The 18589-nt window shown below is 63.3% G+C and carries 34 protein-coding genes; 21 read left to right on the plus strand and 13 right to left on the minus strand.

The features are described 5' to 3' along the window. Positions 1 to 5: 5 nt before the first annotated feature. From AC0L2A_RS03755 to AC0L2A_RS03805, 11 genes are all read right to left on the minus strand, one after another. The gene (locus AC0L2A_RS03755; RefSeq protein ID WP_473607578.1) at positions 6 to 254 is read right to left on the minus strand and encodes a hypothetical protein; all 249 of its coding nucleotides are present in this window, start codon (positions 252 to 254) and stop codon (positions 6 to 8) included. Beyond that, positions 251 to 550 carry a hypothetical protein gene (locus AC0L2A_RS03760; RefSeq protein WP_473607580.1) on the minus strand — a complete coding sequence of 100 codons (300 nt, stop codon included), beginning with the start codon at positions 548 to 550 and terminating at the stop codon, positions 251 to 253. Before AC0L2A_RS03760 ends, AC0L2A_RS03755 begins: the two co-directional genes overlap by 4 nt. Continuing rightward, positions 550 to 798: a hypothetical protein gene (locus AC0L2A_RS03765; RefSeq protein WP_473607581.1), complete on the minus strand. Its 249-nt coding sequence runs from the start codon at positions 796 to 798 to the stop codon at positions 550 to 552. The genes AC0L2A_RS03760 and AC0L2A_RS03765 overlap by 1 nt, the downstream gene beginning before the upstream one ends. A gap of 2 nt (positions 799 to 800) precedes the next feature. Then, positions 801 to 1184, minus strand: coding sequence for a hypothetical protein (locus tag AC0L2A_RS03770; RefSeq protein WP_473607583.1), 384 nt, complete (start codon positions 1182 to 1184; stop codon positions 801 to 803). A gap of 91 nt (positions 1185 to 1275) precedes the next feature. After that, complete coding sequence (locus AC0L2A_RS03775; RefSeq protein WP_473607584.1) at positions 1276 to 1557, minus strand: hypothetical protein; 282 nt, start codon at positions 1555 to 1557, stop codon at positions 1276 to 1278. Then, positions 1554 to 1781, minus strand: coding sequence for a hypothetical protein (locus tag AC0L2A_RS03780; protein ID WP_473607585.1), 228 nt, complete (start codon positions 1779 to 1781; stop codon positions 1554 to 1556). Before AC0L2A_RS03780 ends, AC0L2A_RS03775 begins: the two co-directional genes overlap by 4 nt. Beyond that, the gene (locus tag AC0L2A_RS03785) at positions 1781 to 2068 is read right to left on the minus strand and encodes a hypothetical protein (RefSeq protein ID WP_473607587.1); all 288 of its coding nucleotides are present in this window, start codon (positions 2066 to 2068) and stop codon (positions 1781 to 1783) included. The genes AC0L2A_RS03780 and AC0L2A_RS03785 overlap by 1 nt, the downstream gene beginning before the upstream one ends. Then, a complete protein-coding gene (locus AC0L2A_RS03790; protein ID WP_473607588.1) occupies positions 2068 to 2688 on the minus strand; it encodes a hypothetical protein in 621 nt (206 codons plus the stop codon). Before AC0L2A_RS03790 ends, AC0L2A_RS03785 begins: the two co-directional genes overlap by 1 nt. Beyond that, the gene (locus AC0L2A_RS03795) at positions 2685 to 2855 is read right to left on the minus strand and encodes a hypothetical protein (RefSeq protein ID WP_473607589.1); all 171 of its coding nucleotides are present in this window, start codon (positions 2853 to 2855) and stop codon (positions 2685 to 2687) included. Before AC0L2A_RS03795 ends, AC0L2A_RS03790 begins: the two co-directional genes overlap by 4 nt. Then, positions 2855 to 3028 carry a hypothetical protein gene (locus AC0L2A_RS03800; protein ID WP_473607591.1) on the minus strand — a complete coding sequence of 58 codons (174 nt, stop codon included), beginning with the start codon at positions 3026 to 3028 and terminating at the stop codon, positions 2855 to 2857. Before AC0L2A_RS03800 ends, AC0L2A_RS03795 begins: the two co-directional genes overlap by 1 nt. A 510-nt stretch (positions 3029 to 3538) precedes the next feature. After that, positions 3539 to 3958: a helix-turn-helix transcriptional regulator gene (locus AC0L2A_RS03805; protein WP_473607592.1), complete on the minus strand. Its 420-nt coding sequence runs from the start codon at positions 3956 to 3958 to the stop codon at positions 3539 to 3541. Between the two features lie 93 nt (positions 3959 to 4051). Between AC0L2A_RS03805 and AC0L2A_RS03810 the strand changes: the two genes are divergently transcribed. The 21 genes from AC0L2A_RS03810 to AC0L2A_RS03910 all read left to right on the plus strand — a co-directional run bounded on the left by AC0L2A_RS03810 (position 4052) and on the right by AC0L2A_RS03910 (position 18084). Then, positions 4052 to 4354, plus strand: a complete 303-nt coding sequence (locus AC0L2A_RS03810) for a YdaS family helix-turn-helix protein (RefSeq protein ID WP_473607593.1) — start codon at positions 4052 to 4054, stop codon at positions 4352 to 4354. Then, complete coding sequence (locus AC0L2A_RS03815) at positions 4351 to 4569, plus strand: hypothetical protein (protein WP_473607595.1); 219 nt, start codon at positions 4351 to 4353, stop codon at positions 4567 to 4569. The genes AC0L2A_RS03810 and AC0L2A_RS03815 overlap by 4 nt, the downstream gene beginning before the upstream one ends. Next, on the plus strand, positions 4566 to 5012 hold the full coding sequence (locus AC0L2A_RS03820) for a hypothetical protein (RefSeq protein ID WP_473607596.1): 447 nt from the start codon (positions 4566 to 4568) through the stop codon (positions 5010 to 5012). Before AC0L2A_RS03815 ends, AC0L2A_RS03820 begins: the two co-directional genes overlap by 4 nt. A gap of 126 nt (positions 5013 to 5138) precedes the next feature. Continuing rightward, positions 5139 to 5630 carry a hypothetical protein gene (locus tag AC0L2A_RS03825; protein ID WP_473607597.1) on the plus strand — a complete coding sequence of 164 codons (492 nt, stop codon included), beginning with the start codon at positions 5139 to 5141 and terminating at the stop codon, positions 5628 to 5630. After that, complete coding sequence (locus AC0L2A_RS03830) at positions 5630 to 5911, plus strand: hypothetical protein (protein WP_473607599.1); 282 nt, start codon at positions 5630 to 5632, stop codon at positions 5909 to 5911. Before AC0L2A_RS03825 ends, AC0L2A_RS03830 begins: the two co-directional genes overlap by 1 nt. Beyond that, positions 5911 to 6231 carry a hypothetical protein gene (locus tag AC0L2A_RS03835; RefSeq protein ID WP_473607600.1) on the plus strand — a complete coding sequence of 107 codons (321 nt, stop codon included), beginning with the start codon at positions 5911 to 5913 and terminating at the stop codon, positions 6229 to 6231. Before AC0L2A_RS03830 ends, AC0L2A_RS03835 begins: the two co-directional genes overlap by 1 nt. After that, the gene (locus AC0L2A_RS03840; protein WP_473607602.1) at positions 6228 to 6587 is read left to right on the plus strand and encodes a hypothetical protein; all 360 of its coding nucleotides are present in this window, start codon (positions 6228 to 6230) and stop codon (positions 6585 to 6587) included. The genes AC0L2A_RS03835 and AC0L2A_RS03840 overlap by 4 nt, the downstream gene beginning before the upstream one ends. Then, entirely contained in the window at positions 6587 to 7060 is a 474-nt protein-coding gene (locus AC0L2A_RS03845) for a hypothetical protein (RefSeq protein ID WP_473607603.1), read from the plus strand. The genes AC0L2A_RS03840 and AC0L2A_RS03845 overlap by 1 nt, the downstream gene beginning before the upstream one ends. After that, positions 7057 to 7587 carry a hypothetical protein gene (locus AC0L2A_RS03850; protein WP_473607604.1) on the plus strand — a complete coding sequence of 177 codons (531 nt, stop codon included), beginning with the start codon at positions 7057 to 7059 and terminating at the stop codon, positions 7585 to 7587. The genes AC0L2A_RS03845 and AC0L2A_RS03850 overlap by 4 nt, the downstream gene beginning before the upstream one ends. Positions 7588 to 7589: 2 nt before the next feature. Beyond that, positions 7590 to 9266, plus strand: coding sequence for an SNF2-related protein (locus tag AC0L2A_RS03855; RefSeq protein WP_473607817.1), 1677 nt, complete (start codon positions 7590 to 7592; stop codon positions 9264 to 9266). Next, on the plus strand, positions 9263 to 10597 hold the full coding sequence (locus AC0L2A_RS03860) for an MT-A70 family methyltransferase (RefSeq protein ID WP_473607606.1): 1335 nt from the start codon (positions 9263 to 9265) through the stop codon (positions 10595 to 10597). Before AC0L2A_RS03855 ends, AC0L2A_RS03860 begins: the two co-directional genes overlap by 4 nt. After that, complete coding sequence (locus tag AC0L2A_RS03865) at positions 10594 to 11034, plus strand: hypothetical protein (RefSeq protein ID WP_473607607.1); 441 nt, start codon at positions 10594 to 10596, stop codon at positions 11032 to 11034. The genes AC0L2A_RS03860 and AC0L2A_RS03865 overlap by 4 nt, the downstream gene beginning before the upstream one ends. Beyond that, positions 11031 to 11399: a hypothetical protein gene (locus tag AC0L2A_RS03870; RefSeq protein WP_473607608.1), complete on the plus strand. Its 369-nt coding sequence runs from the start codon at positions 11031 to 11033 to the stop codon at positions 11397 to 11399. The genes AC0L2A_RS03865 and AC0L2A_RS03870 overlap by 4 nt, the downstream gene beginning before the upstream one ends. Continuing rightward, positions 11396 to 14020 (plus strand): DNA methyltransferase, encoded by a 2625-nt coding sequence (locus AC0L2A_RS03875; RefSeq protein WP_473607610.1) that lies wholly within the window; start codon positions 11396 to 11398, stop codon positions 14018 to 14020. Before AC0L2A_RS03870 ends, AC0L2A_RS03875 begins: the two co-directional genes overlap by 4 nt. After that, entirely contained in the window at positions 14017 to 14631 is a 615-nt protein-coding gene (locus tag AC0L2A_RS03880; protein WP_473607611.1) for a hypothetical protein, read from the plus strand. The genes AC0L2A_RS03875 and AC0L2A_RS03880 overlap by 4 nt, the downstream gene beginning before the upstream one ends. Next, on the plus strand, positions 14628 to 15050 hold the full coding sequence (locus AC0L2A_RS03885; RefSeq protein WP_473607612.1) for a hypothetical protein: 423 nt from the start codon (positions 14628 to 14630) through the stop codon (positions 15048 to 15050). Before AC0L2A_RS03880 ends, AC0L2A_RS03885 begins: the two co-directional genes overlap by 4 nt. Beyond that, the gene (locus AC0L2A_RS03890) at positions 15047 to 15346 is read left to right on the plus strand and encodes a hypothetical protein (protein WP_473607614.1); all 300 of its coding nucleotides are present in this window, start codon (positions 15047 to 15049) and stop codon (positions 15344 to 15346) included. The genes AC0L2A_RS03885 and AC0L2A_RS03890 overlap by 4 nt, the downstream gene beginning before the upstream one ends. Next, complete coding sequence (locus tag AC0L2A_RS03895) at positions 15343 to 15636, plus strand: hypothetical protein (RefSeq protein ID WP_473607615.1); 294 nt, start codon at positions 15343 to 15345, stop codon at positions 15634 to 15636. The genes AC0L2A_RS03890 and AC0L2A_RS03895 overlap by 4 nt, the downstream gene beginning before the upstream one ends. Continuing rightward, a complete protein-coding gene (locus AC0L2A_RS03900; protein WP_473607616.1) occupies positions 15633 to 16196 on the plus strand; it encodes a DUF1643 domain-containing protein in 564 nt (187 codons plus the stop codon). Before AC0L2A_RS03895 ends, AC0L2A_RS03900 begins: the two co-directional genes overlap by 4 nt. Continuing rightward, positions 16193 to 16753 (plus strand): hypothetical protein, encoded by a 561-nt coding sequence (locus AC0L2A_RS03905; protein WP_473607618.1) that lies wholly within the window; start codon positions 16193 to 16195, stop codon positions 16751 to 16753. The genes AC0L2A_RS03900 and AC0L2A_RS03905 overlap by 4 nt, the downstream gene beginning before the upstream one ends. Then, on the plus strand, positions 16750 to 18084 hold the full coding sequence (locus AC0L2A_RS03910) for a DNA cytosine methyltransferase (RefSeq protein ID WP_473607818.1): 1335 nt from the start codon (positions 16750 to 16752) through the stop codon (positions 18082 to 18084). The genes AC0L2A_RS03905 and AC0L2A_RS03910 overlap by 4 nt, the downstream gene beginning before the upstream one ends. On the opposite strand, the gene AC0L2A_RS03915 is transcribed toward AC0L2A_RS03910, so the two are convergent. Together AC0L2A_RS03915 and AC0L2A_RS03920 are read right to left on the minus strand one after the other, a co-directional pair. After that, the gene (locus tag AC0L2A_RS03915; protein WP_473607619.1) at positions 18085 to 18270 is read right to left on the minus strand and encodes a helix-turn-helix domain-containing protein; all 186 of its coding nucleotides are present in this window, start codon (positions 18268 to 18270) and stop codon (positions 18085 to 18087) included. Further along, on the minus strand, positions 18267 to 18533 hold the full coding sequence (locus AC0L2A_RS03920; RefSeq protein WP_473607620.1) for a hypothetical protein: 267 nt from the start codon (positions 18531 to 18533) through the stop codon (positions 18267 to 18269). The genes AC0L2A_RS03915 and AC0L2A_RS03920 overlap by 4 nt, the downstream gene beginning before the upstream one ends. Between the last annotated feature and the right edge of the window lie 56 nt (positions 18534 to 18589).

The raw sequence follows: 18589 nt of genomic DNA on the forward strand, positions 1-18589 counted from the left end.
GGGTGTCACAACGACCTCGCATAGCGTTCAGCTTCGGCAATGCTGTCGAAAACGATGTGTCGGCTGTAGACCGCATCCATCATTTCGAACGGCAGGAAATCTAGGATAAGCGACCGGGTTCCGAGCTTTGGCTTGCTAAGGCTGACCGCCTTGAATTTGCCTTCTCCCGTCTTGCCAAAGCGCCACGTAGCGGTGATTCCGTTGGAGGACTTGAAGCGCATTGTTTTGCGGTCGGGGGTTGTTTCGTTGGTCATGACTTTCCCTTGGGTTTGATGGCGAAGTCGGTGCGGCGCTCGTCGAGATAGGCGGTCCCGCTCGCCTTCATGGCGTCGTCGATGACTTTCATCGCCGCGGCGTGTGTCTCGGCGCCGAAGAACAGCAGCTTCACGGGCACCCCGGCCTTGGTCAGGTCGAAGTGGTGCGTCTTGCCGTCCTTCATGTATTCCCAGGCGCCATTCGGGACGCCAACCAGTAGGATTGGAACGCCATCGCCTTGCCCAGTGGGGGAGACGGCGAATACGAGCTTCTCGTCGCGTGGATTCGTCGCCATCATTGCCCCGCGATGTTTCTGGCGCCGGCAAAGCGCTCGATGGCGCTATGCAGGCTCTCCTCGCACAGACTGACGGCGGTGGCGGGCGCCAGCTCGTAATGGCGATGCAGGATTTCCATCATGCCGAACTGGACGGATTCGAAGAGGACCATCAGCTCGGCATAGGTCGCGCCGCTTTTGACGGCCGGACCGATCACCTCGCGAACGAAGCGGCCGGAAAGCAGGTTGTGCAGATCGGAGGCAGCCATGCTTATGCGACCTCCCTGGCTGCGAGCATGACGAGCCGGCAGGCGATCGTGTGATTGCTGCGCGGATGCCCGTAGCGCTTTGAGGTCAGATCGGCGATCTTCGTCGGTCCAAAGCCCTGGATGCGCAGCGCTTCGATAAAAGCGTCTTCTTCCGGCGAGAATGGCTTCACCGTTCTCCCATTGCGCTGGCTGGACGTCTGTCGCGGATAGCCAGGTGCCTTGAGCCCGTGCCGATACATGAACCACTGGACCGTCGCCGGATGTTTTTCGATTTCCCTGGCGATGCGCGTCGATTTCCAGCCCCGCCGCGCCAGCTCATGGATGCAGTCGTGATCGAATTTCGAAAGGCCGCCAGGGCGCACGACATAATTCAGCTTGCTCGCCATCAGCCGCCCCGCCACGCAAGGAACTTGCCGATGCCAATGGAGATCGGCAGCGAGCCGACCAGCCAGATGACCAGGCACAGGGTTACGGTGCTCATGGCCGCAGCCCCACATAGAACAGGCCGGCGCCGATCAGGGCTGTGGCGAGCATCAGGATGATCTGCGCCCTGCGGGCGGACGGGCTTTCGGTGCCGGGGTCAATGCACTCGTCGCCGCACAGGCAGCCGGGGAAGTGGTGGCAGAGGCAACAGTCCTTTTGCGGCTGCTTCGTATCGAACATGCGCTCGATGTGGTCGAGCGGGGCGCGGTCGGGCAACTCGCCTCGGATTTGCGAACGGCTGCGGTTCAGGCGGTCGATGGCGTCGCGCGCGGTCATGCCGGTATCCCCATCCATGCCGTGCAGAACATCAGCGCGAAGATGAAGCAGGTGGCAAAGGCCAGCGCCGTTGGCGGGTATTTGTCGTCGTCGCCGCCGGCGAGCTTCACCTTCGAGATGTGGCCGGGCCTCTGCCGCTCGGCCGTCTTCCTGGCCTCGATCGGGGTATTGGCGTCGACCGACAGTTTCGTGCCGTCGGCGAAGTGAATGCGGAACGTCGGCATCAGCGTTGCTCCTGGTGGTTATGAAAGGGATTTGAAAGCCTCTGGATCTCCGCTTGAGCGGCCTCATCAGCGGCCTTGAGGTACGCGAATGAGCGGTCGATTCCCTCGATCTGAAATCTCAGCTCATCCGCCGCTTTCCGCGCGTCTCTGCTCCTGCTCCGCTTCAAGGCGGCAAGAGCGACGTTCATTGCGCTTCGAGCGCGGTCGAGGTCAGTTCGCAACCAGCCAACCTGAGCCGGATGGTTCCGAAGCATCTCGATTATCGTAGGGTCCAGCTCTATGGCCATCAGCCCAGCGCTCCGGGTGCGCGCTCAAGATCAGCGAGGATCTCCGACGGCTTGCGTCCTGCCTTGAGCTGCAGGGCGACCCAGTCGAACACCTTCGGATCGGCGTCGGCTGCAGCGATCAGACGCTCGGCGGTGTTGCCGGTCATCGCTGGCGCTGGTAGCGTGCGCTCGGCTTTAGGGGATGGATCGTGACTCGAAAAATATTGCCGGCGTTGCTGTTTGCGGCCGTGTCTCTTGCAACGCCTGCCCGCGCTGGCGTGGACGAAAACACCCTTGGTCTGGTCGCGGAAATGGGAGCCCTGCTCAACCGATGTTCGCAGTTCGCTCTGGATGAGGGTGTCTTGGCGTCGCTCGTCGCTGGCGCCGGCCTCACCAAAAAGGATCTGACCAAAGAAGGTCCGGTCGGCGACTTCATCACCATGCGCGTAGCTGAATTCGAAGTCGAATATCAGCCGCTTTCGGATGCGGGGGCCTGTGCTAAAGCGCGCTATTTCTATGGTCCGCAGGGCACGAAAGTTCCGGGGCTGCTCAGACCCCGGTAGGGCGAACCCTGCCACGCCGCGCCAATAATCGCCGACGAAGGTCCAAATGCCGAAAACGTGGTCGAGCGGTGCGCTCATGCTGTCTCCTCGATGTCCTTGTGAGTAAGTTCCTGGCGGATCTGCTCGGCCAGCGTGATGTGCCGGGTGGCTTCGATCAGGATCATCGGCCAGCGACAGGCCAGCGCCTCGCGCTGCGCCTGGAAGAGATCGAGCAGCGTCTGCTCTTCGACGAGGTCGCGGCCCATCAGCGCGTCGCCCTGTTGTCGTTGTCGGGTGATTTGCGCGCCAGCATATCGCTGCAGGCTGGCAGCCCGAGGATCTCGGAAGGCCGGCGTCCACCTTTCAGCTGCAGCGAAATCCACGCCTCGATCTCGGGCGATACGGCGGCGGCGGCGATCAGTCGCTCGGCGGCGTTCATTGCTTGAACCTGCATCGGTATTCCAGTGCGCGCTCGTGGCTGTTTTCCGAGCGGATATTACCAGCATGGTAAAACAACGCAAGTGCGAAATTACCTACATGGAATTATTAGGGCGTTGTTAATGCTTTGACCGGGGCGTGTGCGCTCGCCGAGAAACACCCTTGCTAATCGTGCCGAAAAAAAAGAGTGTGTGCGCGGGCTTAGTAACCCGGATTGGAATAGGGGTGGCCTAAACGCCAACCCGAATGGTCGCGTCGCTTGGCGGTGACGCACAAGCCTGGCTTTGGCCGGGGGCGGTGCGTTATGTCCAGGCTTCGGCTAAAAGCCACCGGTCGGTCTTCCAATCGATTACTAACCCCCGGCTGGCGCCAAGAGCAGCGCCAGGCGTCGAAAAAGCATTGAACTCTCTCGCCCGTCCATCCGGCGTGTACTTCAAAAAGTTGGGGAAATATTCTGGCTTTCTGGCGGTGCCCCTATTGGGGCTTGGAGAGGGAACTTTGAGTAACTTCGTTACATTGATTTCACTGTGGTTGAACGCGCCGGAATCTCTTCAGCAGCAAGTGCTTCACGAGGCGCGACGCCTCCATGCTCTCCAAGAAAAGCGATCAGCCCGGCGATCTGTTTCTCAGGCAGGGAAGTTGCAAGTTTCATCAATTCCGAAAGTTGAGGCCGGCCCTCACACTGAGGCTTACCCCGAATTGTGTCTGGATGCTGGAAGAGGTCGCCGACCCGACAGCCCACGAGATATGCCAGCGCTTCCAAGTAGCCCTTGCTCCAGTCGCGGGCCCCGGTTTCGATCCTAGAGACGGCCGCCGCAGTCGTATTCATGGCGTCGGCCAAATCTTGCTGCGTTTCAAATTTTGTTGCGCGCCATTCGGCCAGATAGATCCTGACCTTCGGGGCTTCATCCAGCTGAATTCTAGCGACCATGGACGCACCTTACCAACATGGCAGGCAAACGTATTTGGCCATGTTGGTAATTATCATGTTGCCTGACGATTACCGTGATGGTAATAAACCCGCATGAACATGCTTCGCACATGGCGTTTGAGCCTCCCTGAAGAAAGTCGCACCCTGCAAAATGCGGGGCAATTGCTGGGCATCTCGGCGGCGCATCTGTCTCGCTACGAAAGCGGAGTCCGGCGCATTCCCGCCGAACGCGTCCAGGACATCGAGCGCATTACCGGCATTCCGCGCGGCGAATTGCGGCCAGACATCTTTGGTGTCGTTGCCTCGGAACCGCCCTCGTTGGACTGTACCAGCGGGGCCGGGACGACCGGCCCCGCTTCGTCCAGCTCGCGCTCCCCCTCGGAGGATGCGGCATGAGCCACAAGCGCTTCTCCGTTCAAGGCCGCACCACGCCGGCCGCTTCGGCCACACTGCGGCTTTCCGAGCCGGTGCTGGTGCTGGCACGGGCTGTCGCCCTGGTCGACGGCGTCAGCGTCGAGCAGCTGGTTGCCGGGCTGATCGCCGAACGCGGCCGGGCGCTCGGTCTCGATGCGTTGTCTGACGTGATTTCCGACCGCGGGGCTTCGACATGAACCAGCGTCTCGTCCCTCGCTTCCCTGCTGCGCACTCCTCCCAAGCAGACCGCGCAGAGCCTGCCGCGCCGGCCCAAAACCCTTCCGTGGCCGGCGCGGCTTTTTCCCACTACACCGAATCCTGTCCGGACGCCTTCCACGGACAGGCCAGTGCCGCGCCGGATGTGCCACCCCCCGCATCCGGCGCGGTTCACCGCACAAGCCATGCCATCCACCTGCCCGAGCACGTCATGGTGCTGGTGCGGGCGATCGCCGCCTATGAGCGCTGCGACAACGAACAGGCCGTTTTCATCGCGCTGCGCGAATATGCCGGCACAATCGGTCTGTCCGTTCTGGCGCGCGCTGTTTTCGACGAAGCCGAGCGTGCGCGCGAAGGCGTGCTGACCGACCTGCCGCCTTACCAGCGTTGCGGCGTCAATCGTTTCAAAGGCGGCGGACCATGAGAGCATCTGTTTGCGGGCCTCCATTCATGTAGCGCCCACTCTTTGACCCATCCGACCCCGGCCGGCACGGAAATCTTTTGAAGAAAGATTTCCTTGACAGGCGGAGCTTTGCCCGAGGGACCGATCATGTCCAAAACCAGACCGACGACTGACGAAGACCGCGCTGAAATCAAGGCGGCAACGCGCGATTCTCTGCGCAGGGTGCGCGCCAACAAGTTTGCCCTCGTCACCCGTTACGAGGAATCGGAACTCTCCAAGTTTGGCAGCATGGCGGAGGCCGACCGGTTCATGCCGGCCGACGTCATCGCCGACCTTCAGCTTGAATTTCCGCGCGGCGTCGCGTCGCCGCTGCTCGAAACGCTGGCGGCGCTTGCTGGACTGAAGCTTGTCCCACTCGACGACGAACCGGACGGCGACAGCGTCGAGATCGGCGACGTCGACCGGGTGATGAAAGAAGATGGTGAGGCCAAGTCGGCGGCGCTGAAGGCAATAGGCGCGACCGACCTTTCGATCGTGCGCACGGCCAAGAAGGAGGCGATCGAGGCGCGCGACGCCTATGGCCGTCTGGTCCGCACCCTGACCGGGCAGAAGCGCCGGCTGCTGGCAAGGGCGGTCTGATGCGGACCGTTGCCGACATGCTGCAAGGCATCGATCCGCCATTGGCGCCGGGCGGCAATGCAATCGGCCGCGTGCTGGCCGACCTGGACACCCATCAGTGCCGGTTCCCGCTGCGCGGCGAAGGTGTCGCCACTCGCTTTTGCGCCGCGCAAGTGTCCGAAGCCGACTGGCTGCCGGGCGCTCCCGGGCGCTGCTACTGCCGATTCCACCGCCGCCTGACCGAAGGGCGCGGCACCGGATCCGAGCGCGCCGCGCCGCGCGTGCTGGAAAGGCTGGCCTGATGTTCGAGCCGGCCGAGCGCAAGCAGTTCGCCATCCAAGTCTCGCCGAAGGTGTTCGACGCCGTCACCAAGCGCGCCCGTGAGCAGGGCCTGACGCCGACAGGCTACGCCAAGCTGCTGTTCGAGGCAGGCTTCGCCGCCCGCATCGGCCAGGAGCGCGCTAAGCCCGTCGACGATGCCGAGCTGGACCGCCAGGTGACGCTGGTTTTCGCCTGCGCCGGTCATGGTGACGTCGCCGCGATCAAGAAAGCGACGGGCGTGGCCGAGGTGACCATCGAACGAATCCTGAAAGCCTGGCGCAAAACAGGGGCGAAAGCATGATCCATTCCCTTCCGGCCGCCTGCGCAGTTGGCCTTGCCATAGGCGGCATGGCGCTCGGCATTGTTGCGATCTGCGCCACCGACGCGTGGCCGCACGATGCAAAGCCAACCGCCGTCAAGCTGCAGGGCTGGGCTTATCCGTTCTCCTGCTGCTCCGGCTACGACTGCCGCGAGGTGGCAGACGCCGACATCGTCGAGGGCGCGCGCGGCTACGAAATCCGCCGCACCGGCGAGCTGATCAACATGTCCGATCCAAAGATCAAGCAGAGCCCGGACGGAAAGTTCCACTGGTGCTCGGTCGCCGGCGCCAATGACGGCAAAACCATCTGCCTTTTCGTGCCGCCGCGGGGGTTTTGATGGGCGCGTTTCATCGGGCAGAAAACATCGATCAGGCCGAGGCCATCTACCGGTTTTCCGTGCGGTGCGACCGCACCATGAACGCCAGGATCGAGGCGGCAGCACGCAAGGCCGGCATGAGCGTGACCGCCTTCGTGCAGCGGCACTTCGAGAGCATCCTCGATGCCCGGCCGAATGCGCCGAAGCTGGCCACTTTCGACGCGGCGGCATTCGATGCGGTCGCGTTCAGCAAGCGCCATCACGTCGCGCTGATGGCCGCGAAGCTGTGGTGCGCGCTTCGCGTCCATGCCGACGAAACCGGCAAGGTCCAGCGCTTCCAGACGCTGCTCGCTGAAGACATCGGCTGCGACCATGCGTCTACCGGCCGGCTGGCCAAAACGCTGATCGATGCGGGCCTGCTGGAGACGGTGCGCAAAGGCAAGATGGGCGTCGGTGCAACTTATCGCGTCATCGGCGAGGGCTCTGAACGATGAACCTGCCGCTGAAAGACCGGCTGGCGCTGGCTTGCGTGACCCTCGATTTCCTCGCCAAGATCATGCGCGGCGAAGACGACGACGGCCAGGCACGCAGCCTCGCCAATGACGTCGGATATATCGGCGAGCGCGTGCGTGAGCGGCTGAAGGCCGAAGAGAAAAATAACCTCAATCCTGGGAAGTCAACCAAAGACGCTCTTTCACTGCTTCGCTCGCTGCGGTTGCCTGCCGGCCCGGAAAAGGCAGTGCAGCAGGCGATCGAGGATGCCTTCACAGCGGCCGGCATCGCCTTTCGTCGCGAAGCGAGGCTTTCGCCCACCGACGTCATTGATTTCATGGTCGGCGAAGTCGGCATCGAGGTGAAGATCAAGGGGGCTGCCCGCGCGATCCTGCGCCAGCTCGAGCGTTATGCCGGCCATCCTGAGATCGGCTCTTTGATCCTCGTCTCGTCTGTCGCCATGGGGTTGCCATCATCGATCAACGGCAAGTCTGTCGATGTCATTTCGATGGGGCAGGCGTGGCTGTGAATATGCTTGCGCGCCAGGGAAAAACCTACGGGCAGCTCTCACGCCGCGAGGGCAAGTGGCAGATTTCCGGCCTGCCGCCGCATGTCTCTCTGAAATTCAAGACGATGTTCGCGCGTGTGTCCAAGACCGCCGCGCGCGACTTCAGCCTTGCCGATACACCGGACGCCTGCAGCGATCTCCGGTGGTTCATGCAGCGCTATCCACTGGCAATGGAGGCGAGCGATTGCGAAAGGCTGGAGCGCGGACATCTGCGCGCCCTGGACCATGCCGGCTATGTCGAGCAAGTGCTGTCGCCGGACTGGCTGCCGCCGGTCATGGCGCGCTTTCGCGACGGCGTTGCGCCCTATCCATTCCAGGCGCAGGCAGCGGTCATTGCCGCGCGTCTTGGCCGCCTCCTCCTGCTCGACGATGTCGGCCTCGGCAAGACGATCTCGGCGCTGGCGGCAATCCTGCAGTCCGGTCACATGCCCGCGGCCGTGGTGGTTCAGGCGCATCTCGCCGATCAATGGGCGGAAGAATATATCCAGGCGTTCACGACGCTCACCTGTCACGTCATCAAGGGCACCAAGCCCTACGTGCTGCCGCCGGCCGACATCTATATCTTCCGCTATTCGAACATCGCCGGCTGGGTCGACGTCGCGGCAACCGGCATCTTCAAGGCGGTCGTCTTCGACGAGATCCAGGAGATGCGGCACGGCAAGGGCACGGCGAAAGGTCAAGCCGGCCATGTGTTCGCCGAGGCTGCCCGGCTCAGAATGGGGCTGACGGCAACACCGATCTACAATTACGGCTCGGAAATCTTCAATGTGGTCGAGCTGATCGCACCCGGGTCGCTCGGCACGTGGGGTGAATTCCTGCTGGAATGGTGCACCAGCCATGGCAGTCACTGGGTGGTGAAGGAACCGGCCGCGCTAGGCGCATTCCTGCGCGAAGCGAGCATTGCTATCCGTCGCACTGAAAATGACGTCGCCGGCCAGATGCCGCCCGTCAATGTGCTTCTGCATCATGTCGAATACGACCAGCAGGTCGTCGACAACGTCGCTGCCGAAGCGCGGCTTCTCGCTAAACGCGTTATGACAGGATCCTTTACCCAGCGGGGCCAGGCCGCTCGCGAACTCGACATGATGGCCCGCCACAGCACCGGCATGGCCAAGGCCGCCGGCGTCGCAACACTGATCAGGTTGCTGGTTGAAAGCGGCCTCAAGGTGCTGGTCGCTGGCTGGCATCGCGATGTCTACGACGTCTGGATGAAGGCCTTGGCCGACCTCGGGCCGATGATGTACACGGGCAGCGAAAGCCCCGCCGCCAAGCGCCGCACCAAAGCGGCTTTCGTCGAAGGTTTCTGTCCGCTCATCTTCATGTCGCTGCGCTCCGGCGCTGGCCTCGATGGCCTGCAGCATGCCTGCCACACGGCGGTGATCGGCGAACTCGACTGGTCGCCACAGGTGCACCGCCAGTTCATCGGACGTCTGCGCAGACCCGGCCAGAGAAAGCAGGTCGACGCCTTCTACGCGCACACCAATGGCGGCAGCGATCCGGTGCTGGTCGAGCTTCTTGGCCTGAAATCCGCGCAGTCGGCCGGGATCGTCGATCCATTCCAATCGCAGCCCGTCCAGCAGGCGCACGACGACACGCGCGTCAAAAAGCTGGCGGCGGCATACCTTGGAGAAGCGGCATGACCGATCTTCTGCCGCATCCGCTGGCCGAACTGTTTCCGATGCTGCCGGATGCAGAAATCGCGCTGCTGGCCGACGACATCTGCACCAATGGGCTCAATCATCCGATCGTGCTTTACGAGGGCAAGATCCTCGACGGCCGCAACCGGCTTGCCGCCTGCGAATTCGGCCAGCTGGAACCCACCTTCGTCGACTATGGGGGCGATGATCCGCTCGGCTTCGTGCTGTCGGAAAATCTACGCCGCCGGCATCTGACCGAAAGCCAGCGCGCCATGGTGGCGGCGCAGATCGTCGACTGGGATATCGGCATCAATCAGGCCACCGCCGGGCCTGCAAATTTGCAGACCCGCAAGGCGGCCGAACGGCTGTCGATCTCCGAGCGCGCGGTAGCCGCCGCCAAGCGCATTCGCGACCATGGCGCGGTGGAGCTCGTCCAGGCGATCCGCGACGGGCGCGTGTCCGTACATGCCGGCGAGGCGATTTCGGACCTGGGGCTGGAAGCGCAGCGCGAGGTGCTGGCGCGTGAGGAAAAACAGATCGTGGCGCGGGCGAAGGAAATCCGCGCCGAGCGACAGCGGCTTCGCCACGCGGTGCGCCTGACGCATATGGAGATGGTGCGGGAAACCGGCCGTGCCACCGCGCCGGGCAAACTGCAGCGCCAGTACCCCGTCGGCTATGCCGACCCCCCTTGGAAGTTCGGTGTCCGCTCGGAAGTGACCGGCCGCGAGAAGAGTGCGGAAAACCACTATCCGACGATGACGACCGACGAGATCATCGCGCTGTTTCGCGAGCTAGATCCGTTCACCGAAAACGCGGTGTTCTTCTGCTGGGCGACCAACCCGATGCTGCTGGACGCGCTGCGCCTGCTTGAAGCGCTCGGCTTCAGCTATGTGCATCACTGGGTCTGGGACAAGGAAGTCGCCGGCACCGGCTATTGGGGCCGCGACCGCCACGAGATCCTGCTGATCGGCCGCCGCGGCGACATTGCCGCACCCTTGCCCGGCTCGCAGCCCGAAACCGTTCACAGCGAGCGCAAGACAAAACATTCGGCCAAGCCGGATTTTTACGCCGAGACAATCGAGCGGCTGTTTCCCGGCGTTGCGCGGCTGGAGATGTTCTGTCGCTCGCCGCGCCCAGGCTGGGATAATTGGGGGTTTGAGGTTGGCGAGGCGGCGGAACCGGACGTCGATCCGAAGCTGATCGAAACCGTCGCCAAGGGCATGCAGACCGAGATCGGCCGCAAGGCCCTGGTCAAGGCGCTGGACGTGCTGATCGAAGCCGAGGATGCGCCCAAGCCGAAGCGCGGTCGGCCGCGCAAGGCGGTGCCGGCATGAACGCTTGGCCAGTGATTGCACCTTGCCGCCTTGGCGAAATCGCGCTCGATCTGCCGATTCCGCAATTGGTGGCGGCCTTCCTTGCAGTGGCGCGTCCATGGGAGATTGGTTTCCTCGAAGACGTGGAGCATGCCACCGCCCGGAAGGATGCGCATGCGTACAAAATGAGCGTGAACGGCGAGCTCGGCCCGCTCGTCGTCGATCATGAACGTGGTGGCGGACACATGCTCACCATGGAGGCCACGCGCGAATTCGAGCGGCTCGGGCTGGTGATCTGTCAGTGGCCGAAATGCGATGGCAGCTGTGGCATCGAAGATGACGATGACGAATGGCCATCGCCGCCAGGCGACTGCTTCTGCGACGATGCCGAGCCGAGTGTTTCACTTTCCGAACGCGGAATGGCGATTCTGACCGCTTCAAAGGCGGTGCCGGCATGAGCTCAGTCACCATTCGCATTTTGTCGCTCGACGGCAATGTCCAGGACATTCAGGTCGAAGCGGAGCTGATCGGTGGCTTCGCCTTGCACTTAGCAGCTGGCATCGCAGTATCCGACGGATCGAGTGCTTTCGCGATAACCCATCGTTTCACCGGCAATCGCGTCACACCGTTCTATTTCGAGTCAATGGCCGATGCGCGGGCCGCCGCAACTGCGATTCTCGCTCTGCCGGTCGACTGGTCGAAGCGCGACTGGCAGCCAGACAAAGTCGGTTACATTCGCAATGCCGTGGTCGCGGTTTCGAACCTGTGCAACGGCTTCCTGATCGAAGAAGCGATTAGCCAACCTGCAGCGGGATCCGCATGAACGCGCCCCTCAAGCTTGGCGACGATCCGTATCTCGCCTTCTTGCGCGGCAAGATGCAACTGGCGAAAGCCGACGGCTTCGACGTCGCGCCGGAGGCAATCAATCCGGCCGGCGCGCCGCATTGCAAGGCGATCGTGCGATGGGCGCTAAAGGGCGGCAGCCGCGCCATCTTCGCATCGTTCGGCTTGCACAAGACTTTCATGCAGATCGAACTGATGCGCCTGGTCGGGCGGTTCGCGCCTGGCCTGCGCTTGATCGTCATCCCGCTCGGCGTGCGGCATGAATTCTTCGCCGAGGCGGAAGAGCGCTTTCAGGGCGATTGGGCCGTCAAGCTGAAGTTCATCCGCTCGGATGCCGAAATCGACGGCGACGACACGATCTATCTGACCAATTACGAGAGCGTGCTGGCCGGCAAGATCGACGTGTCGCGGTTTGTAGGGGCCAGCCTCGACGAGGCGGCGGTGCTGCGCGGCTACGGCACAAAGACCTTCCAGACGTTCCTGCCGCTGTTCAAGGCGGTTCGCTTCAAGTTCGTCGCCACCGCGACGCCGTCGCCGAACCGCACCAAGGAACTGATCCACTATGCCGGCTTCCTCGGCGTGATGGACACCGGCCAGGCGCTGACGCGCTTCTTCCAGCGCAATTCGGAGAAGGCCGGCGACCTGACGCTGTTCCCGCACAAGGAAGATGAATTCTGGCTGTGGGTGCACAGCTGGGCGGTTTTCCTGCAATCGCCTTCCGATCTCGGCTTTCCCGACGAAGGCTATGTGCTGCCGCTGGTGAAGGTGAACTGGCATGAGGTGCCGGTCGACCATTCGACGGCCGGCTATGACCGCGACGGGCAGGGCCTGCTGATCCGCAATGCCGCGCTCGGCGTCACCCAGGCGAGCGCCGCCAAGCGCGACAGCCTGGCCGCGCGGATCGCCAAGATGGTCGAGCTGATCGCGCAGGATCCGGAGGCGCACCGCATCCTGTGGCACGACCTCGAGGACGAGCGCCGGGCGATCGAGGCGGCGGTGCCGGGGGTGCGCTCGATCTATGGCACGCAGGGGCTTGAGGCGAACGAAAAGCACGCCATCGGCTTCAAGGACGGCAAGTTCCGCGACCTCGCGACCAAGCCGGAAATGTCGGGCGCCGGCAACAATTTCCAAAAGCATTGCCACTGGGCAATCTTCGTCGGCGTCGGCTTCAAGTTTCACGATTTCATCCAGGCGGTGCACCGGATCGTGCGCTTCGGCCAGGTGCATGAATGCCGGATCGACATCATTTTTTCGGAGGCCGAGCGCGAGGTTCGCCGCAACCTCGAGGGCAAGTGGGCCGAGCACGAAAAGCTGATGGCGCGCATGGCCGAGATCATCCGGCGCTATGGGCTGGACGGCCTGCCGCTCGATGACGTGCTGTCGCGCTCGATCGGCGTGGCGCGGCGCGAGGAGCGCGGCGAATCCTTCCTGATCGCGCATAACGATGCGGTGCTGGAGGCACGGCAGACGGCCAGCGCCAGCATAGGCGAGATCGTCACCTCGATCCCGTTCGCCAACCATTACGAATACACGGCGAGCTACAATGATTTCGGCCATACCGACGACAACGGCCACTTCTGGGCGCAGATGGATTTTCTGACGCCGGAGCTGTTCCGGATCCTGAAGCCTGGCCGGCTGGCCTGTATCCACGTCAAGGACCGGGTGCTGTTCGGATCGGTGACCGGCGAGGGCGTGCCGACCGTCTCGCCTTTCCATGCCGAGGCGATCTTCCACTACCTCAAGCACGGTTTTCAGTTCGTCGGCATGATCACCATCGCCACCGACGTAGTGAAGGAAAACAACCAGACCTATCGGCTGACCTATTCCGAGATGATGAAGGACGCCACCAAGATGGGCGTCGGCTGTCCGGAATACGTGCTGCTGTTCCGTCGGCCGCAGAGCGACCTTTCGCGCGGCTATGCCGATGAGCCGGTGGTGCACGACAAGCCGCTGGTTATCGCGCCGGACGGCTCGCATGAACGCTGGAGCGACGGCGACCGCCGGCCGCAGGTTCCGGCCAGCGGCTACACGCTGGCGCGCTGGCAGCTCGACGCGCACGCCTTCTGGCCGTCTTCCGGCAACCGGCTGCTGACCACCGATGAGCTGGTGCGGCTCGGCCCGAAACCGCTGCGCGCGCTGTTCCAGAAGGTCAGCGAAGAAGCGGTCTACGATTTCGAGATGCATGTGAAGCTCGGCGAGGAACTGGCCGCGCGCGACAGCTTGTCGAAAACCTACATGACGCTCGATCCGCCATCGAAGCATGATGCGGTCTGGACCGATGTCGTGCGCATGCTGACGCTGAACGGCGAGCAGGCGTTCAAGAACCTGGAAAAGCACGTCTGCCCGCTGCAGTTCGACATCGTCGACCGGCTGATCGACCGCTACTCGAACAAGGGCGACATCATTTACGACCCGTTCGGCGGGCTGATGACCGTACCCTATCGGGCCATCCTGAAGGGCCGGCGCGGGCAGGCCTCCGAGCTGTCCGCCACTTACTTCCATGACGGCACGCATTACTGCCGCAAGGCCGAAGCGCAGATGGCCGTGCCGACCATGTTCGACATGCTGGGCATCGGTGACGAGCTGGAGGCGGCGGAATGACAATAACCGCCGCACTCTTCCGCGACATTATCGCCGCGCTTGGTGAGCAAGCAGCCGACGACATCGCGTGGTCGGAAAACCTCCAGCCGCCGACGGATTCCGAAGACTTCGCGTCGGAAGCGATCTTCGTCATCTGCAATTCCGGTATGAAGAACACCATCGCGGTCAAGATATTCGCTAAGGTCATGACGGCCATACAGGGCGGCATCAGCGCCTTCGCTGTCTTCCGCCATCCAGGCAAGGCCAAGGCGATCGACACCATCTGGCGAACGCGGGATGACCTGCTTGCGGCCTATCTCGCCGCACCTGACAAGATTGAGTTCTGCGCTTCGCTGCCGTGGATTGGCGGCATCACGAAATACCACCTCGCCAAGAACTTTGGCGCTGACGTCGCCAAGCCGGACGTCCATCTGCAGCGCCTCGCCGATCGTGAGGGAATCACTGCTCAAGCGCTCTGCGAAAGACTTGCTGGCGAGTCCGGATACCGAGCTGCCACGGTCGACGTCGTGCTGTGGCGCGCCTGCGCCAACGGCGTCCTCAATTCCCGAACGGGCGAGTTCTTGGGCGCTCCCTCTGGTGAGCAGGTTGCGCAGGGAGAGCTTGGGCTGTGACATCTGACACGTCCATCCTGCGCGCCATGGCCCGCCTGCGAAAGGCGCTGGAAAAACGCATGCGCATGGATGATCGCGCCGAGGAGTTGTCCGCGCGCGAGGGAAGGCCGATCCGTTCCGGCAGGCTTGCAGCCTATGACACCGCCCGGCTGGGCCGCAGGCTGCGGCCGATGCTGGAATATGACGGGCGCGGCTGGAAGGCATTGGCTGACGAGATCGGCGTGACCTCACCGGACCTGTCGCGGGTCATGGCCGGGCAGGACATCGCTGCCGGAAAAGTCTTCGCCATCTGCGACTGGGCCGGCCTCGATGCCCGCTCATTCTATCGCCCGCCGCTGGGCGCCGCGCCACCGCGCAAGCGAGCAAGGCGCGGGCGGATGTTTCACGGGAAAAGCACTGAAACAGGAGTTGGGCCATGACGCATTCCAGCGATGCGATAGACCCTTTCGTGCGCCGCATGCGCAATGCGGAAAGCGATTCCGCGCGCGCGGCGGTGCTGCTGGAAGCGCCGGTATTCACGCTTATGCGCTGGCGCCAAGTGTTCGAACTGTACTGCCGACTCGCCGCATTCGACGAGGGAACCGACTATCTCGCGGTGCTGGCGGAGACGCTTGGCAAGCCACGCCATCGCGGGAACCTCGCCGGCACCATGCCGATGGCCGGCGCAACGGCGACGCTGCTCGGCGTGCTTGATCAGGCGGGAGGCGGATCGTGAGCGCGGTCGGCAAGAATGTCGATCCGCTGGCGCGCGCGCTGGCACCTGTGGTGCGGGAAATGCTGATCGCCGAGGTCGAGAGGCTTGCTGCGGCGATGCCGGCGGCAAAGCCCAAGGCCGCCAGCAAGGCCGATGACGACATCATGGAAGCCTGCCGCCAGGTGGCCAGTGCCGCCGACAGGCTGGCGCAGGCAAAGTTCGGCGTTGGCGAGATCGCCGCGCGCAAATCGCTGGAACGGGCTGCGACCTTTCTAGGCCGCGCCATGCGCAAGCACGGGCGGATGCCATGAGCGTCGACCTCTTCGGCCACGATGCGATGCAGCGCGACGCCACCTTTCACGGTGACGACCGCGTCACGCTAACGCGTGCTTGGGGACCGGGGCCAAAGGCGTGCTTTATCGGCTGCAATCCGTCGAGGGCCGGCAAGAAGGTCGATGATCCGACTTGCCTTTGGTGGACGGCATGGTCGCAAATCTTCGGCTACGGCCGCTATGTCGCGGTGAATATGTATCCGTTCGTGACCAGCAGCCCGGCCGAATGCCGCAAGATGGCGGATTGGGAAAACAATGGCCCCGACTGGTATGCGCGTGACGCGCTTTTGCACAACCTCGATATCGTGGTTCAAGAAGCCAAGGCCGCCGACATCGTCATCGCCTGTTGGGGCGCCATCGCGTGGGATAGCGACTGGATCGAGCATGTAATCGAGCACATCCAGTCCGGCGAAGCGCCGTGGCCTGACCTCTATTGCTTTGGAACGACCGCCAGCGGCGCGCCAAAGCATCCGATGGCGCGTGGCGTCCACCGGATCGCTCGTGATCAGAAGCCCATCCTTTGGAGGGCTGCAGCATGAACGCCGTCGCGCTCTCTCCCGATGCCGCTCGCCTGCGCGCCATCCGCGCGGCCCTGGCGTCGATCGAGCCGGCTGTGTGGACGCGCGTGCACGGCGCGGCTGGCGCGTTCGTGGAATCGCGCGGCGAGATGGGAGAGCTGTTCGTGCTCGCGCGCTTCGATGAGGCGACGATCGACGAGATCGCCTTCGTAGCCGACGCGCCGGACACGGTGCGATTCCTGCTGCAGCTGCTCGATGCCGCCTTCCGCGAAATTCGCCAATTGCGCGGCCTTCCAGAACCGCGCCGGGCCGATCAGCAACGCGGTGAACCGATGGCGCGCGACGTGAAAAACTTCGCCGCCGAATGCGCGATGAAGTGTCAGGACGCGGCCTTCAAGGTGTTCCTGCATGAGGTGCACGGGCTGGAAAAGCCGCTGACCGATGAGCGCGTGGCACAAAAAGTACGCTCGCTGCTCGGCGTGCAATCACGAAAAGAACTGAACAATGGCGGGCGGGCAAGCGAGGCGTGGACAGCGCTGCGCGGCAGCTTTTCCGCATGGCTGAAGGCGGGACGATGAATGTGGCTCTATGTCCCGGACATATCGACATCCTCTCCATTTGCACCGGCGGCGGCGGACTCGATCTCGGCGTCGAGCTGGCAATTCCAGGCGCTCGCAGCGTCGTGCTCGTGGAGAGGGAAGCCTTCGCCGTCGCGCAACTGGTTTCAGCGATGGAACAAGGTCTCCTTCATCCAGCACCTGTGTGGAGCGATGCCAGAACCTTCGATGGCCAGCGCTGGCGTGGATGCGTGGACGGCCTCATTGGCGGCATCCCGTGCCAGGCTCATTCCCTTGCCGGAAAGAAGCGAGGCAGCCTCGACGAGCGCGACCTCTGGTCACCCGCGCGCCGCATCATCGTCCAAGCCCGCCCATGGTTCGTCCTCATCGAAAACGTCGGCGGCATGCTCTCGCCGGGGGATGACGACATCGCTGGAGCCGAAAGAGTTTGGCGAGACCTTCGCAAGCTGGGTTTCTCGGTTGAGGGCGGACTGTTCACGGCGGCAGAAGTCGGCGCGAGCCACGAGCGCGAGCGCATCTTTATCCTCGGCGTGGCCGACCCCGGACGCGACCAACAGAGTTCGGGACGAGGAGACGCTGGCGAAGTGCGCGGCATTCCGGAAGCGCAATGCAGGGCAGAACACGGTGCCGCTGTACCTAGCGGAAGTGGCGCAGAACTGGCCAACGCCGTCGGCGCGGGATTGGAAGGGATCCAACCAGGAAGACATGCACGATCGAGGATCGAAAGGCGCGCCGCTGAACGAGACAGCGGTTCTGTGGTCAACGCCTCGCGCGACGGACGGCGAGAAGGGCGGCCCGAACCAAAGCTTCAGGAACGGGACGGGCCTGCCGCTGCCTTCACAGGCGCATCAATGGTCGACACCATCGGTGGCGGACACCACGGGCGGCAGGATGACGAGATCCGGCGAGCGGTCAAACGAACTTCTTCTCAAGGGGCAAGCGGCGATCCTCTCGGACCAATGGGCGACGCCGCGCGCCATAGAGGGCGAGAAGGGTGGTCAGTGGCAGAACGCCAACAAGCAGCAGACGAAACAGACGTTGACGCTGACGGGGCAGGCGAAGGCTATCTATTCCCCCCTGGCCCAAGTGACCGTGAAAACTGGCAAGCCGCACTCGAAAGAGCGCCGCAGCTTGAACCCGCTTTTCGTCGAGTGGCTGATGGGCTGGCCTCCCGGCTGGACGTTGCTCGCGTGGACCGACTTAGGATGCTCGGCAACGGCGTTGTGCCGCTACAGGCAGCGTATGCGGTTCGCACTCTCGCAACTCGCCTCGCCGGCCGAGGCTCCGCCGGCGCAGCTCGCCTTGTTCGGATGATGGAGGCGCAGCGATGATCACTTCGCCTTGGGAAAGCGCTCGAACAGTTCGAGGAACACTTCCAGCCATTCGGGAATCTCGCGCTCGCCTGCCTTCCAGCGCCGCACCGTGCGGGCATCGACGCGGATGCGGCGGGCCAGCGGCGACTGCCAGTCGTCGCCATAGAGCGCCTTGGCGCGGCTTTCCAGTTCTGCAGGGGTCATGCGATCGGCACGATCTCGACCGAAACGACGCGCACTGTGCCGCCCGTCTCACGGCTGATCAGGTCGCGGCCGATCTTGCGGCGCTCGCCGATAGCATAGTTCTCCGCTGTGGCGGCGCTGCGCGTGTCGTGGCGATGCTGGCTGCCGTCGGCGTATGTCGAGACGACTGCGTGCGTCTTCGGCGCGGCCAAAGCTGCCTTGATCAGCGCCGCTGTGCGCGGGTCCATGTTTGCGAAATTGTCTGGTGTCTGCTGGTCCGTCACGTCAAGTCCTCCGGTTTCGATGCTGATTGTGTAGGACCATTGGCCCTATGTGTCAA

The organism is Mesorhizobium sp. WSM4844 (assembly GCF_055811775.1).

What these genes read in the sequence shown, in the direction of transcription:
- AC0L2A_RS03755 (WP_473607578.1), bottom strand. Translation starts at nt 254, where the DNA reads ATGACCAACGAAACAACCCCCGACCGCAAAACAATGCGCTTCAAGTCC.
- AC0L2A_RS03760 (WP_473607580.1), bottom strand. Translation starts at nt 550, where the DNA reads ATGGCGACGAATCCACGCGACGAGAAGCTCGTATTCGCCGTCTCCCCC.
- AC0L2A_RS03765 (WP_473607581.1), bottom strand. Translation starts at nt 798, where the DNA reads ATGGCTGCCTCCGATCTGCACAACCTGCTTTCCGGCCGCTTCGTTCGC.
- AC0L2A_RS03770 (WP_473607583.1), bottom strand. Translation starts at nt 1,184, where the DNA reads ATGGCGAGCAAGCTGAATTATGTCGTGCGCCCTGGCGGCCTTTCGAAA.
- AC0L2A_RS03775 (WP_473607584.1), bottom strand. Translation starts at nt 1,557, where the DNA reads ATGACCGCGCGCGACGCCATCGACCGCCTGAACCGCAGCCGTTCGCAA.
- AC0L2A_RS03780 (WP_473607585.1), bottom strand. Translation starts at nt 1,781, where the DNA reads ATGCCGACGTTCCGCATTCACTTCGCCGACGGCACGAAACTGTCGGTC.
- AC0L2A_RS03785 (WP_473607587.1), bottom strand. Translation starts at nt 2,068, where the DNA reads ATGGCCATAGAGCTGGACCCTACGATAATCGAGATGCTTCGGAACCAT.
- AC0L2A_RS03790 (WP_473607588.1), bottom strand. Translation starts at nt 2,688, where the DNA reads ATGAGCGCACCGCTCGACCACGTTTTCGGCATTTGGACCTTCGTCGGC.
- AC0L2A_RS03795 (WP_473607589.1), bottom strand. Translation starts at nt 2,855, where the DNA reads ATGGGCCGCGACCTCGTCGAAGAGCAGACGCTGCTCGATCTCTTCCAG.
- AC0L2A_RS03800 (WP_473607591.1), bottom strand. Translation starts at nt 3,028, where the DNA reads ATGAACGCCGCCGAGCGACTGATCGCCGCCGCCGCCGTATCGCCCGAG.
- AC0L2A_RS03805 (WP_473607592.1), bottom strand. Translation starts at nt 3,958, where the DNA reads ATGGTCGCTAGAATTCAGCTGGATGAAGCCCCGAAGGTCAGGATCTAT.
- AC0L2A_RS03810 (WP_473607593.1), top strand. Translation starts at nt 4,052, where the DNA reads ATGAACATGCTTCGCACATGGCGTTTGAGCCTCCCTGAAGAAAGTCGC.
- AC0L2A_RS03815 (WP_473607595.1), top strand. Translation starts at nt 4,351, where the DNA reads ATGAGCCACAAGCGCTTCTCCGTTCAAGGCCGCACCACGCCGGCCGCT.
- AC0L2A_RS03820 (WP_473607596.1), top strand. Translation starts at nt 4,566, where the DNA reads ATGAACCAGCGTCTCGTCCCTCGCTTCCCTGCTGCGCACTCCTCCCAA.
- AC0L2A_RS03825 (WP_473607597.1), top strand. Translation starts at nt 5,139, where the DNA reads ATGTCCAAAACCAGACCGACGACTGACGAAGACCGCGCTGAAATCAAG.
- AC0L2A_RS03830 (WP_473607599.1), top strand. Translation starts at nt 5,630, where the DNA reads ATGCGGACCGTTGCCGACATGCTGCAAGGCATCGATCCGCCATTGGCG.
- AC0L2A_RS03835 (WP_473607600.1), top strand. Translation starts at nt 5,911, where the DNA reads ATGTTCGAGCCGGCCGAGCGCAAGCAGTTCGCCATCCAAGTCTCGCCG.
- AC0L2A_RS03840 (WP_473607602.1), top strand. Translation starts at nt 6,228, where the DNA reads ATGATCCATTCCCTTCCGGCCGCCTGCGCAGTTGGCCTTGCCATAGGC.
- AC0L2A_RS03845 (WP_473607603.1), top strand. Translation starts at nt 6,587, where the DNA reads ATGGGCGCGTTTCATCGGGCAGAAAACATCGATCAGGCCGAGGCCATC.
- AC0L2A_RS03850 (WP_473607604.1), top strand. Translation starts at nt 7,057, where the DNA reads ATGAACCTGCCGCTGAAAGACCGGCTGGCGCTGGCTTGCGTGACCCTC.
- AC0L2A_RS03855 (WP_473607817.1), top strand. Translation starts at nt 7,590, where the DNA reads ATGCTTGCGCGCCAGGGAAAAACCTACGGGCAGCTCTCACGCCGCGAG.
- AC0L2A_RS03860 (WP_473607606.1), top strand. Translation starts at nt 9,263, where the DNA reads ATGACCGATCTTCTGCCGCATCCGCTGGCCGAACTGTTTCCGATGCTG.
- AC0L2A_RS03865 (WP_473607607.1), top strand. Translation starts at nt 10,594, where the DNA reads ATGAACGCTTGGCCAGTGATTGCACCTTGCCGCCTTGGCGAAATCGCG.
- AC0L2A_RS03870 (WP_473607608.1), top strand. Translation starts at nt 11,031, where the DNA reads ATGAGCTCAGTCACCATTCGCATTTTGTCGCTCGACGGCAATGTCCAG.
- AC0L2A_RS03875 (WP_473607610.1), top strand. Translation starts at nt 11,396, where the DNA reads ATGAACGCGCCCCTCAAGCTTGGCGACGATCCGTATCTCGCCTTCTTG.
- AC0L2A_RS03880 (WP_473607611.1), top strand. Translation starts at nt 14,017, where the DNA reads ATGACAATAACCGCCGCACTCTTCCGCGACATTATCGCCGCGCTTGGT.
- AC0L2A_RS03890 (WP_473607614.1), top strand. Translation starts at nt 15,047, where the DNA reads ATGACGCATTCCAGCGATGCGATAGACCCTTTCGTGCGCCGCATGCGC.
- AC0L2A_RS03900 (WP_473607616.1), top strand. Translation starts at nt 15,633, where the DNA reads ATGAGCGTCGACCTCTTCGGCCACGATGCGATGCAGCGCGACGCCACC.
- AC0L2A_RS03905 (WP_473607618.1), top strand. Translation starts at nt 16,193, where the DNA reads ATGAACGCCGTCGCGCTCTCTCCCGATGCCGCTCGCCTGCGCGCCATC.
- AC0L2A_RS03910 (WP_473607818.1), top strand. Translation starts at nt 16,750, where the DNA reads ATGAATGTGGCTCTATGTCCCGGACATATCGACATCCTCTCCATTTGC.
- AC0L2A_RS03915 (WP_473607619.1), bottom strand. Translation starts at nt 18,270, where the DNA reads ATGACCCCTGCAGAACTGGAAAGCCGCGCCAAGGCGCTCTATGGCGAC.